Below are 17892 nucleotides of genomic sequence, written 5' to 3'. Positions count from 1 at the left end.
CTCGCGGGGCCTACAAATCCGCTGTTCCGGCAGTCGCTCTCGGTCGGTGTGCCAACCAATCTGGGTTCTTCATCAAATGAAATTGCCGCTAGTTCCGGAATACGGCGGAAACGGGCCGCGCTTTTGATCGCCGGTCGTCAAACTCCTGACTTCACGCTGGTTAGTGATGGTTTCGGGGGGTTTGGGTGGCGCCGATCGATCGGACGGCGTACCCGAGGTTTGCGCGGCAGCTGGCGGAGGTGTTCACTCCGTCGGCGGCCGAGGCGGAGTGGATGCGCGGCAAGACGCAGGATGATCAGCATCTGGCGGCGTTGCCGGTGTGGTTGATGGCCTGTCGGCGGTTGGGATATTTCCCGAAGCTCAAGGACGTCCCCGCGGTGGTCATCGAGCACATCCGAGAGATGATCGGCCTGCCGGAGGGGTGGTGCTGGAGGATGCCGCGGAGCGGTCGGCCAAGCGGCATCGGTCGTTCGTGCGCCAGCGGATGGGGGCACCTATGATGCGGCCCTGGTCCGGGGGGTGGCCGATGAGGCGATCCGCAAGGCGGTCCAGGCCAAGGACAACCCCGCTGACTTGATCAATGTGGCGCTGGAGGAGCTGGTTCGCGCCGAGTGCGATCTGCCCGGCTGCTGCTGGTCGACCCCATCACCCGGCGCAGCGCGTACGACGGGTTGCTGGCCACCGTCTCGCCCTGCATCACCCACGTCATCCGCCGGTTCGGCAACTGGATCCTCAACCTGACCCCGCCGGCCGCCAACCCCACCACCCGACTCGACCTCGAGTCCCAAGTCCTCTTCGCCCCATAACCGGCGGCTCGCTCGCCGCTGCAGGTGTTCTTCGGCGCCGAAGGGCTGCGGATGACCCAGCAGGCCTACGTCGAGCGGCTCAAGACGTGGGCCGGCTGGGAGGAGTTGTCAGCGGCGGCTCACTGACAGCTCGGCCTCCTGGCTGTTCGGCCCGGACGTCCCTTGGCGTCCGGGCCGCGGTCAGCCACAGGCCGGTGAACACGGCGCAGGCCAGCGTCACGGCGCCTGCCGCGAGGAAGGCGCTGTTGAGGCCGGACTCGAAGGAGGCTCCGCCGGACTCCCGCGTGTGAACGATCGCCCCGAGCACCGCCACGCCGAGCACCGCGCCGATCTGCCGGGTGGTGCTGCTGACGCCCGAGGCGAGGCCGCCCTCCTGCGGGCTGACCGCCTGGATGGCGGCCCCGGTCAGCGGCGACATGGTGAGAGCGAACCCGATGCCGACGACCGCCAGCCGCCACCACACGTTCCCGTAGCCGGTATCGGCGTGGACGAAGCCCAGCGCCAGCAGCCCCAGCCCGGCCAGTGCCAGGCCGATGCTGACGACGACGCGGAAGCCGTACCTGGCCGCGAACCGGCCCGCGTACGGGCTGACGATCACCATGGCCAGCGAGGTGGGCAGGGTCCGCAGCCCGGCGACCAGGATCGAAGTGCCCTGGACGGAGACGAAGAACTGGGAGAAGAAGAACGTCGACCCCATCAGCGCGAACCCGACCACGACCATCGCCGTGTTGGACACCGTGAACAGCCGCTGGTGGAACAGCCGGAGCGGCAGCATCGGCGTCGACACACGACCCTCGACCACGACGAACGCGGTCAGGAGCACCAGTCCGGCGGCGAAGCTGCCCAGGATCACCGGCGAGGTCCAGCCTCGGGAACCGCCCTCGATCAGGCCGTAGGTCACAGCGCCCACGCCCGCGACGGACAGGACCGTGCCGGGGACGTCGATCGGCGGTGCGCTCGGGTTGCGGGACTCGCCCAGCACGCGCAGCCCGGCCAGCAGCAGGACCGCCCCGATGGGCACGTTGACCAGGAAGATGGCGGGCCAGCCGAAGGACTCCACCAGGATCCCGCCCGCCAGTGGTCCGGCGGCCAGGCCGATGCCGCTGAACCCGGCCCACAACCCGATCGCTCTGACGCGTTCCCTCGGGGCGGGGTACGCGGCGGCGAGCAGCGCTAGTGAGGCGGGGCTCAGCGCCGCGGCCCCGACGCCCTGCAGCACCCGCCCGGCGATCAGCCAGCCGATCGAGGGCGCGAGCGAACACACCACCGACGCGGCCGTGAACACCACCACCCCGGCCAGGAACACCCTCCTGCGGCCGAACCGGTCGGCGAAGACGCCGCCCGACAGCAGCAGCATGGCCACCAGCAGCACGTAGGCGTCGACGATCCACTGCAGGCCGGTCAGCCCGGTGTGGAGCCGCTGCTGCATGTCGGGCAGGGCGGCGCCGACGATCGTGTTGTCGAGCAGCACCATGAACTGACCTGCGCAGGTCAGGGTGAGCAACGCTTTCACGCGAATCTCTCCTCAAGCAGTTGATTACTGGTCTCACGCTTTTGAACGCGGTCAATGGTGTGCGGGTCTTCTCGATGCTCGGCCACTGGTTCGCGCCCGCTTCGCCGACCTGGGCGACCAGCGGTTCTGGCGCACCGACCTGCACCCCTGGCAGCTACGGGCCGCTGGGAGCGATCGCCCGCAACGGACACCCGCACACAGATCGCGTTGATCACCTTGTCGTCCCGCTCGATGCGGGCGATCGCCTCGTCGGTCAGTTCCGCCGAGGTCGCTTCACCGGCACTCATGGCGGCCGCGAGTTCTTCGGCCGATCAGAAAGTCGATTCCATGAATGTGCACCCTAATGGCCTGCCGCAAGTGCTCGAAAAGCCGGAAAAACTGCTTCCGAGATGTCGCGTCCCAGGTCAGTGGGGTTGGCGATGGGGAGGACATAAAATGGCGCTCTGCACAATGAGATAGATGTCTCCATGCTTATCGGTGCAAGGCCATAGCGAGCGGGATTTGTCCAGTAGTGGAATAACCCCTTTAAAATCTCCCCATGCCAACGGGTGTAGGTCAACAGACAGCGATCACGGGCGTAGCGCGAGCGGGGCGACCGCCGTTCGGTGGGGACGCTTCGTTTCCCGGCTATTTGACAGCCCGGCCGATGGTGGAGGCCGGCACGGTGGATCCGGTCATCGCCGAGCAACTCGGCCGCGCCCACCCGCTCTCCCGCCATCTCGACGACTCCTCGCCGACCTGGCCAACGCCGGCGCCTCCGCGCGCACCCGGCGCGCCTACCGCGGCGACCTGATCGCCTTCGCCGCCCACCACGGCGAGGAGATCGCCGCGCTGACCGCGACGCCGATCCGCGCCTACCTGGCCGAGCTCGCCGACCTATCGCCGTCCAGCCGCAAGCGCAAGCGCGCCGCCGTCGCCTCCTTCTGCAAGTGGGCGGTCCGCCACGACCTGCTGCAGGCCGACCCGATGGATCGGATCGACACCGTCGCCCACGCCGCCGAGCTCATCAACGCCGGTGTCTCCATCGAGGCCGCCTCGGCCACGCCTCCACCGAGACCACTCAGCTGTACGCCCAGTTGGACGAGCATCGGAGCGAGAAGTCCTGTCAACAGAGCAGAGTCGAGCGGCTACCGTGACCTTCCGTTCGGATGTGCCGAAGGCGATTCAGCCGCTGAGCAGGTAATCGCGGGCCTTCTCCAGAGGGGAGACGCCATACTCTTCCTCCACCGCGGAGGCGATCAGATAGCAGAACAGGTACCGCTGGATCGGGGTGATGCCGAGCCTGGCCAGGTGCGCGTAGAGCATGTTGACCACGAGGCGGTGGGCGAGGAACCAGTCCGATTCGAGGATCTCGGTGCGGTACCGGTCGGTTGACATGAGCACGTCGAAATAGTCGACCGGGTGGCGGCGGTCGGCCACCGGCTGGTCGGGGACGTCCAGGTCGATCTCCTTGCGGGCCAGCAGCGGGAGAGCGATCTTCTTCTGGCGGTGGGTGAAGGCGATCCAGTCGCGTACGTGCGGCGCCGGGTCGCCCGCGTCGATCGACGCGACCAGGTCGACCACCGTCGCGCGCATTTCCCTGGCGTTCTTGCGATACCTGGCTTCGAACGCGGCCGTGAGCGCGTCCCGGTTCTCGCAGGACGAGGCGGCCGCTGCGGCGTGCGAGCGGTAGGACATGTAGCCGCGGCCGATCGGCGGGACGCTCACGTGCGCCAGGGCGGTCATGAGGTCGATGGCGACCGCGAACAGCGCGAGCTCGCCCCGGCGGACCTTGTCCAGCGTGCCGAAGGCGAGCCGGGTGCTCTCCGCGGCGGCCGCGTCGATCAGGTTCGCCAGCGGCTGGCCGCCGAAGACGCGCAGCCGGTCGTCGTACGGCTCGGTCTGCAGGGAGTTGTCCGGGTACCAGGGCTGCAGCGGGCCGGTCTCGTGCTCGAGTACGACCAGCAGGCGGTGGGCGGCGAGTTGCTCGTGCTCGTCGAGACGGGTGGTGGACGGGTGCTCGCGCAGATATCTGGTGATCGTTTCGGTCGCGACGGGGAGGATCTCGCGTTCCCAGTCCTGCAGGGTCGCGCGGAAGTTGAGCCGCAGGTGCGGCCCCTGGCGCCAGTGGCGGACGAGGTACGGCTGCTGTAAGAGGCCGTCCAGGTGCTCGAGCAGCGGGCGGACGCAGTCCAGGATCAGTCCGTCCTTGTCCTGGTCGTAGTAGCGGATCTGGATGCTGTGCCAGGGGAGGTTGCTCACGAGGTTCCCTCTTTCTGCGCCAGCCCGTCCAGGGTGACGGCGGTCAGGTAGCGCAGGTGCGCTTCTTCGACGATCGACAGGCCGAGCCGGTTGCAGAACAGGTGGACGCACCGGTTCAGCACGATCAGGACGTCGTGGCGTTCCGCATCCAATGAGGTGTCGACGCCCACGGGGCCAGGGGTGTCAGGAATGCGAGGGCGGCCAGGGGGGCGCGATGCTGCCTTCCTGCGGACCGGATAGAAGCCTCCGGCCCGCTGGAGCGCGACAAGGCGCCGGTGCAGGGTGTCGATCGAGCGCCACCATGCGCCGAGCGAGTCGTGAGCGTCGCCCGCCTCGAGGACACCGCCCGAGGGCGGCCCGTCGGCGGAGGGAGCAGGGGCGTGGCTCTCGGACGAGGCGGTGCGGGCGGCGATGAGCCGGCACCGTTCGGCCTGTGCGGTGAGGGCTTCGCGCTGTTTCGTGAAGATCTCCACCCGCCGGGCGCGGGCCGGTGCCGGATCCCAGCGGTCACGTTCCCGGGCCAGCAGGGGGCCCAGGCGGCGGGGGTCGGGTTCCCAGGCCAGGAGGGCGAGCATCATCGCGGCGAGGGCGTGGCCCAGCCGCCGCCGGTGGTCGTGCTCGCCGCGCAGGATCGCCAGCGCGATCCGGCTGGAGTCGGTGAAGTGCCGCTCGACGGCGGCGACCGCCTGCGGCCCGCCGAACGTCGCGTACTCGGGCCGGTAGGCGATGGCCTCCACGTGGTCGTCGGGCCGCAGCCGGTGGTCGTAGGCGACCAGGCCCTCCTGCCGGGCGAACTCCTGGGCGAGCAGCGCGTAGCGCTCGCGGTCCCACGCGACCGTCGTCGGATACGCCGCGAGGTGCTCTTCCAGCACGGCTGTGGCGCGCTTCTCGATCATCACCGCGTCGTCGGGGACGCGCGGCAGAAGGCGGAGCCGCAGATGCGGGCCGCCCTCCCAGTACCGCAGGAAGAAGAACCGGTCGAGCCGTCCGTCCAGCTCCCGCACCAGGCCGTCGACGGCCGTGCCGAGCAGCAGGTCGGTGCCGGCCTGGTGGAAGGCGTGCAGCGAGATCCAGCGGTCAGGCATGGCCTACCTCGACCACGTACTCGGTCACGTGGCGGCGGCGGTCAGGGTGGCCGCCGTCTCCTTCCAGGTCGAGCGCCGCCTCGAAGTCCGGGAGCAGCTCACGAAAGACGACCACCGATCCGCTCGTGTCCAGCCCTCGGTCGAACAGCGTGACCAGCGCGGGGTCGGCCAGATCGAGATAGGTCGGTTTGGCGAGCCGCACCATGTGCAGCCTCTCGCGGACCGGCGCGCCGGGATCGCCCGAGGAGACGAAACAACGTTCCGGCAGAGAGTGCTCGGCGAACCAGGCCGCGAGCGCGAGCAGGTGCGCTGCAGCGGAGTTCTTGCCCCGGCGCGGGATTTCGCGCACCGGGACATACCAGGCGGCACGGGCTACGGTGACCCGCCCGACCGACACCCGGGCCGTACGCTCGACACGGGCCGGCACCGACTCCGGCGGACGGGAGAAGACCGACGCCAGCTCCATCACCGGGCTGGGCATGTCGCCGAAGAGCTGGAGCAAGAGGCGGGCCGTACGCGGCAGCAGCATGGGCGCGACCATCCCGGTGTACACCGGCCGGAGCCGGGTGCCGTGCCCGGCGTGCACCAGAACGAGGCCGCCGGCGCCGGGCTCGTGCCGGACGGCCAGGTCCCGCAGGTCGAACGTGGCCGGGCCGCTCGGGACCACGCCCGGATAGCCGATCTCCTGGGCCGCCACCGGGGAACGCAGGTTGACGTTGCTGCCGAACAGCCCGGTGATCTCCACCGGCATGCCGCGTTCCGTCCCGAGCAGGCGGTTCTCGCCGGCAGGAACTCCGGCGACCCGCAGCAGGCGGTGCACGCGGCTGCGCATCGCGCCGTGCCCCGGGCCAAGACCGTTGAGCACCAGCCGCACCGGCGTGCCGTCCGGCGAGCTGATCGTCTGCACGAAGCAGGACAGCGACCCCACCGGACGGACGAACTCGGGGCGGTCGGTGGCGAGACCGGCCAGCACCATCGGGTCGATGGTAAGCGCGTCCGGGGTCTCGGGCAGCAGCTCGCGCACTGCGGCCAGCGCCGCCGTCCTGGCGTCTCGAAGCTCGTCGAGCCGGGGCACGGCGGGCGTCCGGCCGGGCGGGTGTCGCTCCTGCCACGGGTACATGAGCGCGTGCAGCTCACCGGCCGGGGTGCCGGGTGCGGCCGGATGGGTTCGCTGCGCGAGCATTCGGTGGAACCGCCCGAACGACACCTGCGCGCCGGCGCCGAACCACTCCGCGAACAGGTCGGCGGCGAGCAGCCGGGCGACGCCATCACGATCGAAGACCGCCGCGAAGTCGACGATCGCGTGCAGGTCGCCCAGGGCGGGACGCCAGGCGGCCAGGCCCAGCCGCGGGCCGGGTGCGGTGACCACGGCGTTCTCGTGGAAAAGGTTGCGGTCCGGCAGGCGATCGGTATCGTCTCCGGCAAGTTCGGCGAACGCGGACCGTACCTTTCGCTGCAGCGCCTCACGTTCAGACACACCGGCCGCCTCCGGGTAACGAGCGAGCGCCTCCTGTACGGTGGCCAGCGCCTTGCCCGCCGGATGCGTGCCGAGCCGATCGGTCAGGTCGGCGAGGTGCGCGGCGGCCTGGTCGGCGACCGGGGGGTGGAGTTCCAGCACTCCCAGGTCGACCAGCCGGCCGAGCGCGCCGCCGGCCTGGGTACGGAGGTCGTCGTACGGCGGGCGCAGCAGCCGCCGGAGCGGCTGGGACGCGGCGATGCCGCTGTACGCGTCCTCCTGGCCGGTCACGTACCACAGGCGGCCGTCGTCCTCCTCGAGGCTCGGGTTGGGCCTGACCTCGAAGAGGGCGGCGAGCCCGCCGTCGGCGCGGGCCAGGTCGGTGAGCAGCCGGAGCAGCAGGGGCACGTTCGGCTCGACAGCGCTCCGCCACGCCCATGGCCCGTCCCAGCGGACCGGCTCGCCGTCGTCGCTCCACTGCCCCAGAGCCGACATCATGAAGGTGGCGTGCGGGCTGGTCTTCGCCACGACGCGGGCCAGGTACCTGGTGAGCCGGAGCGCGACCTGGCGCGGCGGGACGCTGCCGGGCGGCGAGGCCAGCCACTGGCGCAGCGCGGCGGACATCGCCGGTCCCGCCTGGAGCACGCCGTAGCCGAAGGCGTCGGTGCCGACCCACCGGCGCAGCACTTCGTAGGTGCCCCGGCACTCCTGATCGAGCAGGTCCGGCAGCTGCCGGACGAGCGCGTCATGCCGATCGAGGTCCGTGAGCCAGGCCGCGACGCGCGGACCGAGGCCGGAACCGATCTCCACCGGCCAGGCACGGCCCGCCGGCCGCCTCGCGTTGTACAGCGCCCGCCGCAGCGCCACCAGCGCCGGTCGCGCCGGGCCGGGCCCGACCGCTCCGATCACCGGCTCCAGTTCGTCCGCGAGCCGCCGGCCCTCGACGGCCAGCCGGCCACGGGCCGCGAGGATCTCCTGGACGCTCCGCCACGTGGCCGTGCACCTCAGCTCCGCGAGCGCCGTCACCGGTAGCGCGGCGACCCTGGCAACCACGGTCGCGTCCACCGTGCGGCGAGCCGCATCGATCTCGACGCGTCCCGGCAGGCCACGACGCGTCGAGACCATGTCCGGGGAGGCTTAAATGAGCCAGCTCGTGCGCGCAATGCCCGAGGCACCCACTTCGGTGTTGCCGAGACCCATGCCCAGGGCCTTCACGAGATCCTCGCCGGGGAGCTCGACCGTCATCACGTCGAGCGTGTCCAGATCGAGGCGGAGCGGTTCATCGGTCGCCATCTGCACTCCCATTCTTACCCGCCGGAGCGGGCTATATCGGTGACGATCAACACCATAAGCACGGTCGGCGATCTCGTCCATCCGACAAGGGGGCAATAAATGGGCAGAAAGCGCGGAGGTCGAACATTAATCGACCCTCCGTGCTGCGGTGACGAGTGTCGCCACCTTTCCGACCAGGCAGGCGTCACCGTAAGTGCGATGACAGAACCAGTCAATTTCACGATGGTAAGAGATTGCTGTCCGTCGAAGTATCACCGATGCCCATCCAAAGATTTCAGACGGGCGGAAGGGTGGTCCTGGAGTAAGCTTCGGAAGGTCGACGCGATTAAATGTTACATGTTTGTTTCGCCGCCACGCGGCCGTGACACGAGGCCTGCTGCTGCCGCCCGTGGGACCCGCCGGCGCGCGGCGTCCAAGCTCTCGCGGGTGCCTGCGACGATGAGCTCGCGGATGAACTCCGCGAGCGCGGTGAAGACGCGGGACTTTTCGAGGCTGCTATATCTGTCAAGTGGTTGCATGAAGGGGTTTTGGTGCGCGTTCGAGGAGCTTGAACAGTTGTCGGGAAAGGGCTCGTTTGAGGCAGCGGCGGGCTTCGCGCGGGGACTTGCCTTCGGAGATGCGGCGGGCGATGTAGGCGCGGGTGTCGGGGTCGACGCGGGCCCGGACGAGGATGATGGTGTGGAGCGCCCGGTTGAGCTGGCGGTCGCCGCTGCGGTTGAGTCGGTGGCGGTTGGTGAGGCCTGAGGATGCCGGGATGGGGGCCGTTCCGGCGAACGTGGCGAATGCGGCCTCGGAGCGAAATCGTCCGGGATGGGAGCAGCTCACCAGGACCTGTGCTGCGCTGATGGCACCCACGCCGACTTGTTCCAGCAGGTCGGGTCTGATGTCGTTGATCAGGGCGGTGATCTCCTCTTCTAGCGTTTTGGCTTCGGCGCGCAGTGTCTGGATGCGCTGAGCTGTGGATCGAAGGGCCCGGATGGTCATGCGGTGTTCGAGGGTCTGGGAGGGTCGGTCTCGCAGCTTGGCGCAGTAGTTGATCTGGGCTTTGCTGCTCATGGATCGGATCTCGCTGCGCAGGTCGTCGGGCGCCGAGACGATTAAGGCCTTCAGATGGTTGATCGCCGCAGTGGTCGCGCTGACGGCGCCTTGGCGGGTGGTGAGCAGCACCCTAAGTGCTTCACGTTCTCCGCGTTGGCGGGGCTGGATGAGATGCTCGCTGGTCAACGCCTCACGAGCGGCGCGGATGGCATCGAGGGCGTCGGTCTTGCGGCCGCCACGTTGAGCCGGCCGCTTGGGACGGCAGACCTCTATCACCTTTTCGCCGGACGCCTCCAGGAACGCCGCCAAGCCGGCGCCGTAGCTGCCGGCTCCTTCAAGGGCCCAGCAGCGGCGGTCCGGGATGTGCTGGCGGGCGAACTCCAGGAGTTGAAGGTATCCGTGGGCGTCAGTGGCCGCTTCGGCGTGGGCGAGGACAGCACCCAGTGCACTGACCGCGGCCGCGGCCAGGGTGTCGCGGTGGGTATCGACCCCGATGACGCTATCGATCTGTTCTGCCAGCGTGGACATGCGGTTGCTTCCTTTCCAGGGGCGACTGCGTTTTGGCGTCGGCCTGGATGGGATCACCGGGTGGCAGAACTGTGACGAGTCACGCGCAAGCGGCGGACGAGCTGCTAATCAAGCCAACGGGGTGGGCCAGGCTGACGCCGGCACCTGGTAGACATCTCGAAAACAAGGCAGCCCTGTACCAGGCGCCAGTTCCGAATGTGGGTCATATCAAGTGCCGGCGTCGAGCGTGGCAGGCCCAACCGGGCCGTAGGTCAAGAATCACAGTTCCGATGCTCGTCGTGCCCCGACGACAAGGTCGCCGACGCCGAGATCCGCGCCGCACGCCGACGCCGGGACCGGGCGACGAACTAAGGAAGCTTCGCAACCAGGAGCAGCCTCAGCTCACTGCAATCAAGCTCCTTCTCAGCGCCGACAGCTGTCCACAGGTTCCCCAGCGCCGTAGTCGCCGACGGTGACTCGGTCGCTGAGGCCGCCCGCACGCTCAAGATCGGTCGCTCCACTGCGCACGAAACGCGGGCTTAACGCTGACCTGCGGTTATGTCGTCCCGCGGCCCGTTTCCGCCGTAGCCCGGTGGCACCCGTCCAGGGCGTGACGGATCGCGGTGCGCTCAGGACCCTCAAGAAGAGCGCGGCGGCCGGTGTTCAGGGCGCGGGCGATGGGAGCGCCACGCCGGGCATCACTTCGACTGAGTCAGGACAGCCCCGCAGGATGACCTTCGTCGGATGGACGGCACCCACGGCGCCCCTGATGTCCGTTTAACTACTATAAGTGATGGATATATAGCTTTGGGTAACGATGGGTGGGCGGCGTTCCGCCTCCACCCCCAAGCGAGAGATGGAGCAGCGATGACCGACCAGCTAATAGAGATCCCCAATTCCGCCACCGTCGCCGACGGCGAGGAGACCGCCCAGGGCACCTACCGCCTGTACTGGTACGGACCAGGAATGAAAAAGACACGCAACGAGGCCTACTCCTTCGCCGCCTCCCGGGGAAACGGGCACCAGTTGGCCGACATCCCCACCGCCTCGTGGCGCGACAGTGCCGCCAAATACCTCAACGGCCCAGCCTGGATCTACTCATGGAGGGGTGACAACTACAGCGAGGGCAACGTCGTGCTCCATCCCAACGGATCGATCGGCACCCTGGAGGACGGAAACCAGCAGCTTCCCTTCCTCATCAGCTACATCCAGTAGCGTTAGAAATTCGGCGGGTGCTACGGCATAGTTCGCCAGCGATCGCAGAGGCCTCGCCGGCGTGAGAGGCCTCGCACAGGCGGGTTGCCGGGGACGGTCTCCCCCTTGAATACCGTCCCCGGTGTCCCATGCGACGTGAGTAGAGGTGTTTCGCCGGGCAGCCTCTCTCCCGGTGTCGACGAAGCGGTTACCCTCCCGGCGTTGGCGGAGCCGGGTCCAGGTGACGGTCGTCGCCGTCATGGGCACGGGAGTTGAGGAACATCCGTGTCGTTAAGGCATCATCTGCGCTGGTAGGCAGCCGGGGATGTGCTCCCGCCGCAGTGCGCCTGCCGATAATTACATCCGCCCAGGGGAGGAGGGCGGGTGCGGCATGATGATCGGCCGTGCTCCTTCGCCTGGCCTACTTGACCGTCACGAACGCCATGGCCGCGCTGCGGCTGCTGCCGATGAGCGATCGGGACAAGGACGTTGAGATACTTGCCCTGCGTCATCAGATCGTCACGCCCATACCCTGCCGGTTGAAGCGGCCTGGGCGGCCGCCCACGCTCCGATCGATCCGCGCTCTCATTCTGCGCCTGGTTCGCGAAAATCCCTCATGGGGATATCGGCGAGCTCATCACGCCTGGCATCAAGGTCATTGCGTCCGACGGTCTGGGAGATCCTCAAGCAGGAGGGACTTGATCCGTCGCCCGAGCGGGCGTCCACCACGTGGGCCGACTTCCTGCGCTCGCAAGCCGATGCCCTGCTGGCTTGCGATTTCATTGAGACCATCACCTTGAACGGGCAGCGCCAGTACATCCTGGCGGTCATGGAGCACGCCACCAGGCGCGTCCGAGTTCTCGGCACCACCGCGCACCCGAGCGCGAGCTGGATCAGCCTGGTGATGGACCTGGAGGATACGGGCTCCCGAGACCGGGAGGGGAAGTTCCCAGCCCTCACAAGCGACACCCTCGCCGAGGCCGGCATCCAGACCGTGCCCACCGGGATTCGGATGCCACGTATGAACTCGATCATGGAGCGATGGGTGCAGTCCCGCCGCCGCGAACGCTTTGGACATACGCCGAAGAGACCGGCTCGGCGGGGTTCTCCACGAGTACTCACATGCCGCTTGAACTGCATGGACGGACTTTCCGGCAGGCGCAAGCACCATCAGTTGGTGCCGTACCACCAAGATCTCGATCTCCTTGTCGCGATTGATCCGGGGCAGCAGCCCCAGAAACGAGAAGGTGGTCGTCATCGTCGGGTAGGCCAAGCGCAGTAGCACGATCGACCATTACGCCGTGCGTGGGAGCACAAGAGAGCGCATCACCTCCATGCCTGCGCGGATGGATATTCGCACCCGGAGCGCTATCGGTCTCGCGCCCCGAGGCTGGCCTGATCGGCGGCGGTACGGCCCGCCGCCCAGCCCTCCCGGTCCCAGGACGTGCGGACCGCATGCGAGACCAGGTTCGGGAACATGCGCTCGACCGCCTGCTCCACCTCCTGCTCGCGGGCCGCCAGCATCGGCACCAGGTCGGTGCCTCGGCTGGCGCTCTCCTGCGCGACCGCGTCCGCCGTGGCCTCGGCGAGTCGCTCCCCGATTCTGGAGGCGAACGCCGACAGGAACGACTGGCGGAACGCCTTGTTCCTCGACCGGCCGGTGCCGTGCTTCTTGGTGCCTGAGTTCACGAGCGCGGTCTGCGCCTGCACCAGCAGCGAGGTGAACAGCATCTCCACCCAGGACAGGTCCGCCCAGAACCCCAGCACGGTGGCGAACCCCAGCTCCTTCGACCAGATCACCCGGCACCGGTTGGCCTCGGCGATGAGGTTGAGCAGCACGGCCTTGGGCTGCTCGTACGGCGTGTCGATGCCGACCCGGATGCCCGCCGGGGCCTCACCTCCGCCTGGTTGCGCGTCCAGCATCGCCGCGTCGATGCTGTACTTCGCCATCAGGCTCTGCGCCGCCGACGTGAACGTCTCCGCTTCCGCCTCGTACGTCGTCGACTCCGCCTTGGCAAGCAGCGCCCGCACCCGCGCGAGCGTCTTCTCGCTGACCACGTGCGAGCGTGCCTGGACCGTACGGCGAGCGGCCCCGGGCGGCGGGCTCAACGATTCCAGCCGGGGCAGCCCGGTCAGCAACCCCAGCAGTTCCAGCACACCGGAGGCGGTCACCAGACGGCCGGCCCCGTCGCGCGCCTGCCGCGCCGCCAGGTAGCCGCCCTTCCACCACACCGCGGCCTCCAAGCCGGTGAGTTGGTCGCGCCAGCGCTCATCCACCGTGGCCGGCTCATAGGCCCGCAGCTCCCAGGCGATGAGGTCGGCCGCCGCCCGCCCGTGCCAGTCGGTCAGCCGCCTGGCCGCGATCCTGACCACGTCGGCGGGCTGCCAGCCGTTCCGCCACAACCCCGAGATCGCACGGGTCACGACCTCCACCAGCACGCGATCGGCATCGTCCCGGTCGGCCAGGAAGGCGGCGGCGGAGTCGAAGGACGCCTGATCCTCGCGGGCAAGCGCCTCCATCGCCGCGCCGATCAGCTCATTGGCCTTACTCACACATGCCGTCCACCTTAATGAAAGTCCGCCAGAACTCTACCGTGACGGAACACCATCCCCTGCTCACCGGCGCGGAGAAAGGCGGCGAGGTCCCGACCGACCCTGTGGGGCTCAAGAACTCGAATCACTCTCAGCGCAGAGCCCTCGTCCGGTTGAGCGGGAGGGGGTGAAGGCGCTGAGGGGCGTTCCCCCTTGAACATGGACACCTCGGAGACTAGATCTTGAGGCCCAGGGGAAGAGATGTCACTGATGGTGATGAAGAACTATCCGCCCGAATTCACGGCCGACGCGGTGGCGTTGGTGTTGTCGAGGCCGGACCGGACGATTACGTCGATCGCGAGGGATCTGGGGATCAGCCGCGAGACGCTGCGGGTATGGGTGTGCACCGCGCAGGCCGACGAGCAACTGGCCGGGCGGATACGGCGGATCCATGCCGAGCATGACGGCACCTACGGCTCACCCCGGATGACGGCCGAGTTGCGCGCGGCCGGGATCACGGTCAACCACAAGCGGGTGATGCGCGAGCACGGCATCGCCGGGCTACGGCTGCGCAAGAAGGTCCGCACCATCATCCCGGAGCCGGACACAGCGCCGGTGGCGGACCTGATACAGCGCGACTTCACCGCTGCCGAGCCGAACGCCCGCTACGTGGGGCGATATCACCTACCTGCCCGTCGGCGGCGGCCGGTTCCTCTACCTGGCCACCGTGGTGGATCTGTACTCACGTCGGCTGGTGGGCTGGTCGATCGCCGACCACATGCGCACCGAACTCGTCGTCGACGCGCTGCAGGCCGCGGCGCATACCCGGAGTGGCTGTCCGGAGCATCTCATCCACTCCCGACAGCCGGCGCTGCCGTTTGCACACCTGCTGGGGATCGAAGCTGCCCGCCACGTCGCGCGGCACCCGCACCTCCACCGGGCCGACGTTGGCCACCACGGTCTTGGTGCGGCTGCCGTCGCGGCTATTCCGCTTTTCTTCCCGGCCAGTCGCGCCGGTCGTAGCCGAGGTGATCGGTGATCTCGCCTTCCAGCGGGGGCTCCAGCACCCGCCACCGCGGGTCCGCGGTCACGTCGAGACGGCCGTGCGCGACCACTGCTGATTGGTGCCGGTGTTGCACGGATACTGCTTGAGGATCACGCCGTCCGCGGTCGATGCGGACGGTACGTCCACGCATTTGCTGCTGTGTCGTGCCCGGAGCTGGAAGTAGCTGCCGTTGGCGACCATCTGGAACTGCTGGTTGGTGCCGGTGCCGCAGGTGTACTGGATGAGCTCGGCGCCGTCGGCGGTTGAAGCGCTCACCACATCAAGGCACTTTCCGCTGTGACGGCTGATGATGCGCCAGTAGCCGCTGCCGGCGTCCTGGAACTGCCACTGCTGCCACGCGTTGCCGCCGTACGTGTACTGGCCGACGCGCGCACCGTTGTCGGTGTTCGGTTGCTGGACGTCCATGGCCTTGCCGCTGTGGCGCGCGTTTATCGTGTAGACCGTCGGCGGAGGGGTGGGGTCGCCGACGGTGTCGCCCCAGCCGTATCGGATCCGGTCAGCGCCGGAGGCGTTGCGGACGGTCAAGTTGAGATCGGTGCCGCTGCCGCTCAGGGCGTACATCGAGTAGTGGTCGTAGCCGAGGCTTTCGGTTGGCTTGCCGCCGAGAGCGGGCCAGTAGGTGCCGCCCATCTGGTTGTCGCGCATGACCTGGGCCATGGCGCGGATATGGCGCACGAAGTTGTCGGTGCTGTTGGCGTCGCCGTAGTTGAGGCCGGTAGACATGGGTGCGCCGAACTCGGTCGCGACCGCGCGGGAGGCGCAGTTGCCCAGACGCGTCTGAATGTGGGTTCGGAAGGCGTCGTAGGTCATCGCGCTGTAGAAGAAGGCGTAATGGTGGAAGGACAGCAGCGTCGAGTTGAAGCGGCTGTCGTTGCAGACGTCCCGCAGGTCCTGGCTGTAGCCGGTGCCACCGATGAGCACCCGTCCGGGCACTGCCGAGGTGTGGTAGCTGAGCCAGTTCGCTGCGACGTTGCGCCAGTCCGCCGAGGTGTAGCCGTGCGGCTCGTTCATCGGCTCGAAGTAGACGTTGCTGTTCGAGCCGTACGTGTTGGTCACGCTGGACCACATCGTGTTCCATGCGGCGAGGTTCGTGATCTTGCCGCCGGAGGCGGCGCCGTCCTCCCAATAGGCGAGGATGACCTTGAAGCCACGGGCGGTGGCGGCGTCAATGGCTCCGCGGTAGGCGTTCCACCAGGTCGTGTTGGCCACAGTGTGAGTGTTGATAGGCAGCCGGACGGTGTTGACCCCCATGGTGGAGGCCATGTCGTCGTAGAGGGCGTTGGCCTTGGCCCGTACTGTCGCGTTGCTGTCGGACTGGCTCAGGCCCTGCACGACGAGCGTACCGGTGCTGAAATTGTCACCCAGCACGGCCCAGTTCATGCCTCGGAACTGGCTGGTGGCGGCATTGGCCGGCGACGCGGGAATGACGAGGCTTGCCACTGCGGCGAGCGCGGTCACCACAAGAGGGACCAGCGACCGGCGCAACGACCGGGTGCTCCGCGACGGTCCTGACGAGCAAGCGTCAGACGCCTTGGTCGGTGTCATGAAACTCCCATCACTAGATCTGAGTTCCTGGGTCTGTGAAGATCACGTTGCTGACGTACGTCCGGGCCGCATCGTGCTGCTCCAGGAGCAGGGCCGGCGGCTCCCCGGCCCGGGTTGCACCGATCGCTGTGCGACGCTCCCTGCCACCGGAGGAATCAGCTGGTGATCCGGAAGGTGGCGTCCGCCCGACCGGTGGCCGTGCTGATCGGATCCAGGCGAAGCAGGTAGTTGGAATGACGGATGTACCGGTCCGGGAAGTTGTATGACTGGAACGACGCCGCCGAGGAGTCGGCCAGGCCCGCCACCCGGCGGAAGGTCGCGTCCCCGCGGAAGGTGGCGGTGCCGTCATACTTGGCCAGAACGAAGTCGTAGTCGTAGTGCCGCAGGTACCAGCCGGGGAAGTTCGACGACTCGAGCGACACCCCCGCCGGATCGGCCAGGCCCGGCACGATGCGCCACTGCGAGTCGGCGAGCGGGCTCACGTTCGGGTCGATACGGACATCGAAGTTGCTGTGCCGCAGGTAGCGGTCGGGGAAGTTGACCGACTGCAGGCGCCGGGTGCCGGCCGAGGCGGGGCCGCCCCACTTGGCCTGCAGCGCGGTGAGCTGCGCCTGGGTGATGCCAATGATCGAACCGTGCCGTTTGCGGCCGGCGCCGAGCGCGTATTCCGAGGCGGCGCGGACGCGGTAGCCGCTGGGAGCGGCGAGATTGGTCGTGGTCAGCGGAAGGTAGCCGCGGCCGGCGGCGTACTGGTCGACCCACAGGCCCCACTCGTCGCGGCCGTTGTACTGGTGCAGGATCGGGCCCTCGACCTGCGCGCCCGTGTAGCCGAGGTGGGAGATGTCGCCGAGCCGGGTCCAGCCGGTGAGGATCTGGTTGCTGCCCTCGATCGTGATCTGACCGTCGCCGGACGCGCGGATGTAGCGGTAGCCGCCAACGCTGCCGGGGATCTCCAGGATCTGCGTGTCGATGATGCCCTGGGTGCCCGGCCGGTCGATGTAGAGCTGCGCGGCGGTGAACGTGCGGAAGTCGCGGGTGCGGGAGTAGTAGATACGGGCTTTGTCGACGCCGTTCCGCGGTGAGATCGTCGCCCAGTAGACGACGTAGTCGCCGCTCGCCGGGTCGTAGATCGCCTCGGGCGCCCACGCGCAGCCGGCGTCGGGGATGGTCCCGGCGACGTTCACCAGGCGCGGCGCCGACCAGGTGACGAGGTCAGGTGACTCCCATACGACGAGCGAGGTGCTGCCATCGTGCTGGGCGACGTCCCAGCCCTTGCCGGCGGCGATACGCAGGTCGGTGGCGATCAGATAGAACCGGTCGCCGGACGGCGCACGGACGATGGCGGGGTCGCGGACGCCGAGTTCGCCGATGCTGGAGGTAAGCACCGGCAGCGAACTGTTGAGATCGGTCCAGTGCAGGCCGTCGGTGCTGGTGGCGAAGTAGATCTGCTCGCCGTTGGCGCTCTCGCCGGTGAAGTGCGCCATCAGATAGGCGGTGTAGGGGGCCGCGGCCTTGGCAGGGCGTTCGAGAACGGTGAGGCCGAGGGCGAGCAGCAGGGCGCCGGCCAGGCCGACCAGCACCGTTCGCCGTAAGAGGTGTGTCATCGTCGCTCCGAA

The 17892-nt window shown here is 68.3% G+C and carries 14 protein-coding genes and 2 pseudogenes; 6 read left to right on the top strand and 10 right to left on the bottom strand.

What is annotated here, in order from left to right; genetic code table 11:
• Window positions 1–185: 185 nt before the first annotated feature.
• Together AB0J87_RS61875 and AB0J87_RS61870 are read left to right on the top strand one after the other, a co-directional pair.
• On the top strand, window positions 186–500 hold the full coding sequence (locus tag AB0J87_RS61875) for a DUF4158 domain-containing protein (protein ID WP_363985026.1): 315 nt from the start codon (window positions 186–188) through the stop codon (window positions 498–500).
• Window positions 501–611: 111 nt separating this feature from the next.
• Window positions 612–806 carry a hypothetical protein gene (locus tag AB0J87_RS61870; RefSeq protein ID WP_363985024.1) on the top strand — a complete coding sequence of 65 codons (195 nt, stop codon included), beginning with the start codon at window positions 612–614 and terminating at the stop codon, window positions 804–806.
• A gap of 79 nt (window positions 807–885) precedes the next feature.
• On the opposite strand, the gene AB0J87_RS61865 is transcribed toward AB0J87_RS61870, so the two are convergent.
• Window positions 886–2319, bottom strand: a complete 1434-nt coding sequence (locus tag AB0J87_RS61865) for a DHA2 family efflux MFS transporter permease subunit (protein WP_363985022.1) — start codon at window positions 2317–2319, stop codon at window positions 886–888.
• A 459-nt stretch (window positions 2320–2778) separates the two neighbouring features.
• Here AB0J87_RS61865 and AB0J87_RS61860 point away from each other — a divergent pair.
• A pseudogene (locus tag AB0J87_RS61860) lies at window positions 2779–3210 on the top strand (site-specific integrase); the annotation flags it as partial.
• Between the two features lie 273 nt (window positions 3211–3483).
• Here the strand turns inward: AB0J87_RS61860 and AB0J87_RS61855 are convergent.
• The 5 genes from AB0J87_RS61855 to AB0J87_RS61835 form a co-directional block, all read right to left on the bottom strand.
• Entirely contained in the window at window positions 3484–4560 is a 1077-nt protein-coding gene (locus AB0J87_RS61855) for a thiopeptide maturation pyridine synthase (RefSeq protein ID WP_363985020.1), read from the bottom strand.
• Window positions 4557–5645: a lantibiotic dehydratase C-terminal domain-containing protein gene (locus tag AB0J87_RS61850; protein WP_363985018.1), complete on the bottom strand. Its 1089-nt coding sequence runs from the start codon at window positions 5643–5645 to the stop codon at window positions 4557–4559. The genes AB0J87_RS61855 and AB0J87_RS61850 overlap by 4 nt, the downstream gene beginning before the upstream one ends.
• On the bottom strand, window positions 5638–8226 hold the full coding sequence (locus tag AB0J87_RS61845) for a lantibiotic dehydratase (RefSeq protein ID WP_363985016.1): 2589 nt from the start codon (window positions 8224–8226) through the stop codon (window positions 5638–5640). The genes AB0J87_RS61850 and AB0J87_RS61845 overlap by 8 nt, the downstream gene beginning before the upstream one ends.
• 12 nt (window positions 8227–8238) lie before the next feature.
• Complete coding sequence (locus AB0J87_RS61840) at window positions 8239–8394, bottom strand: hypothetical protein (protein ID WP_363985014.1); 156 nt, start codon at window positions 8392–8394, stop codon at window positions 8239–8241.
• Between the two features lie 504 nt (window positions 8395–8898).
• Entirely contained in the window at window positions 8899–9960 is a 1062-nt protein-coding gene (locus tag AB0J87_RS61835) for an IS110 family transposase (RefSeq protein WP_363985012.1), read from the bottom strand.
• An 846-nt stretch (window positions 9961–10806) separates the two neighbouring features.
• Between AB0J87_RS61835 and AB0J87_RS61830 the strand changes: the two genes are divergently transcribed.
• A complete protein-coding gene (locus AB0J87_RS61830) occupies window positions 10807–11154 on the top strand; it encodes a hypothetical protein (protein WP_363985010.1) in 348 nt (115 codons plus the stop codon).
• Between the two features lie 637 nt (window positions 11155–11791).
• A complete protein-coding gene (locus AB0J87_RS61825; protein ID WP_363985008.1) occupies window positions 11792–12415 on the top strand; it encodes a hypothetical protein in 624 nt (207 codons plus the stop codon).
• An 86-nt stretch (window positions 12416–12501) separates the two neighbouring features.
• On the opposite strand, the gene AB0J87_RS61820 is transcribed toward AB0J87_RS61825, so the two are convergent.
• The gene (locus AB0J87_RS61820; RefSeq protein WP_363985006.1) at window positions 12502–13686 is read right to left on the bottom strand and encodes a DUF2786 domain-containing protein; all 1185 of its coding nucleotides are present in this window, start codon (window positions 13684–13686) and stop codon (window positions 12502–12504) included.
• 249 nt (window positions 13687–13935) lie between these two features.
• Here AB0J87_RS61820 and AB0J87_RS61815 point away from each other — a divergent pair.
• Window positions 13936–14485, top strand: a pseudogene (locus AB0J87_RS61815) (IS3 family transposase); the annotation flags it as partial.
• Here the strand turns inward: AB0J87_RS61815 and AB0J87_RS61810 are convergent.
• The 3 genes from AB0J87_RS61810 to AB0J87_RS61800 form a co-directional block, all read right to left on the bottom strand.
• Window positions 14408–14620: a transposase gene (locus AB0J87_RS61810; protein ID WP_363985032.1), complete on the bottom strand. Its 213-nt coding sequence runs from the start codon at window positions 14618–14620 to the stop codon at window positions 14408–14410. The pseudogene AB0J87_RS61815 and the gene AB0J87_RS61810 overlap by 78 nt on opposite strands.
• Before the next feature lie 132 nt (window positions 14621–14752).
• Window positions 14753–16189 carry an RICIN domain-containing protein gene (locus AB0J87_RS61805; protein ID WP_363985004.1) on the bottom strand — a complete coding sequence of 479 codons (1437 nt, stop codon included), beginning with the start codon at window positions 16187–16189 and terminating at the stop codon, window positions 14753–14755.
• A gap of 242 nt (window positions 16190–16431) precedes the next feature.
• Window positions 16432–17880, bottom strand: coding sequence for a glycoside hydrolase family 43 protein (locus AB0J87_RS61800; RefSeq protein WP_363985002.1), 1449 nt, complete (start codon window positions 17878–17880; stop codon window positions 16432–16434).
• Between the last annotated feature and the right edge of the window lie 12 nt (window positions 17881–17892).

It is taken from the genome of Nonomuraea sp. NPDC049625 (genome assembly GCF_040675285.1).
Taxonomy (GTDB): Bacteria; Actinomycetota; Actinomycetes; order Streptosporangiales; family Streptosporangiaceae; genus Nonomuraea; species Nonomuraea angiospora_A.
This window is presented reverse-complemented; position numbering and strand designations above follow the sequence as displayed.

Excerpts from the sequence above, each read along its gene's own strand:
- AB0J87_RS61840 (WP_363985014.1), bottom strand. The coding sequence starts at position 8,394 with ATGGCGACCGATGAACCGCTCCGCCTCGATCTGGACACGCTCGACGTG.
- AB0J87_RS61800 (WP_363985002.1), bottom strand. The coding sequence starts at position 17,880 with ATGACACACCTCTTACGGCGAACGGTGCTGGTCGGCCTGGCCGGCGCC.
- AB0J87_RS61850 (WP_363985018.1), bottom strand. The coding sequence starts at position 5,645 with ATGCCTGACCGCTGGATCTCGCTGCACGCCTTCCACCAGGCCGGCACC.
- AB0J87_RS61845 (WP_363985016.1), bottom strand. The coding sequence starts at position 8,226 with ATGGTCTCGACGCGTCGTGGCCTGCCGGGACGCGTCGAGATCGATGCG.
- AB0J87_RS61835 (WP_363985012.1), bottom strand. The coding sequence starts at position 9,960 with ATGTCCACGCTGGCAGAACAGATCGATAGCGTCATCGGGGTCGATACC.
- AB0J87_RS61830 (WP_363985010.1), top strand. The coding sequence starts at position 10,807 with ATGACCGACCAGCTAATAGAGATCCCCAATTCCGCCACCGTCGCCGAC.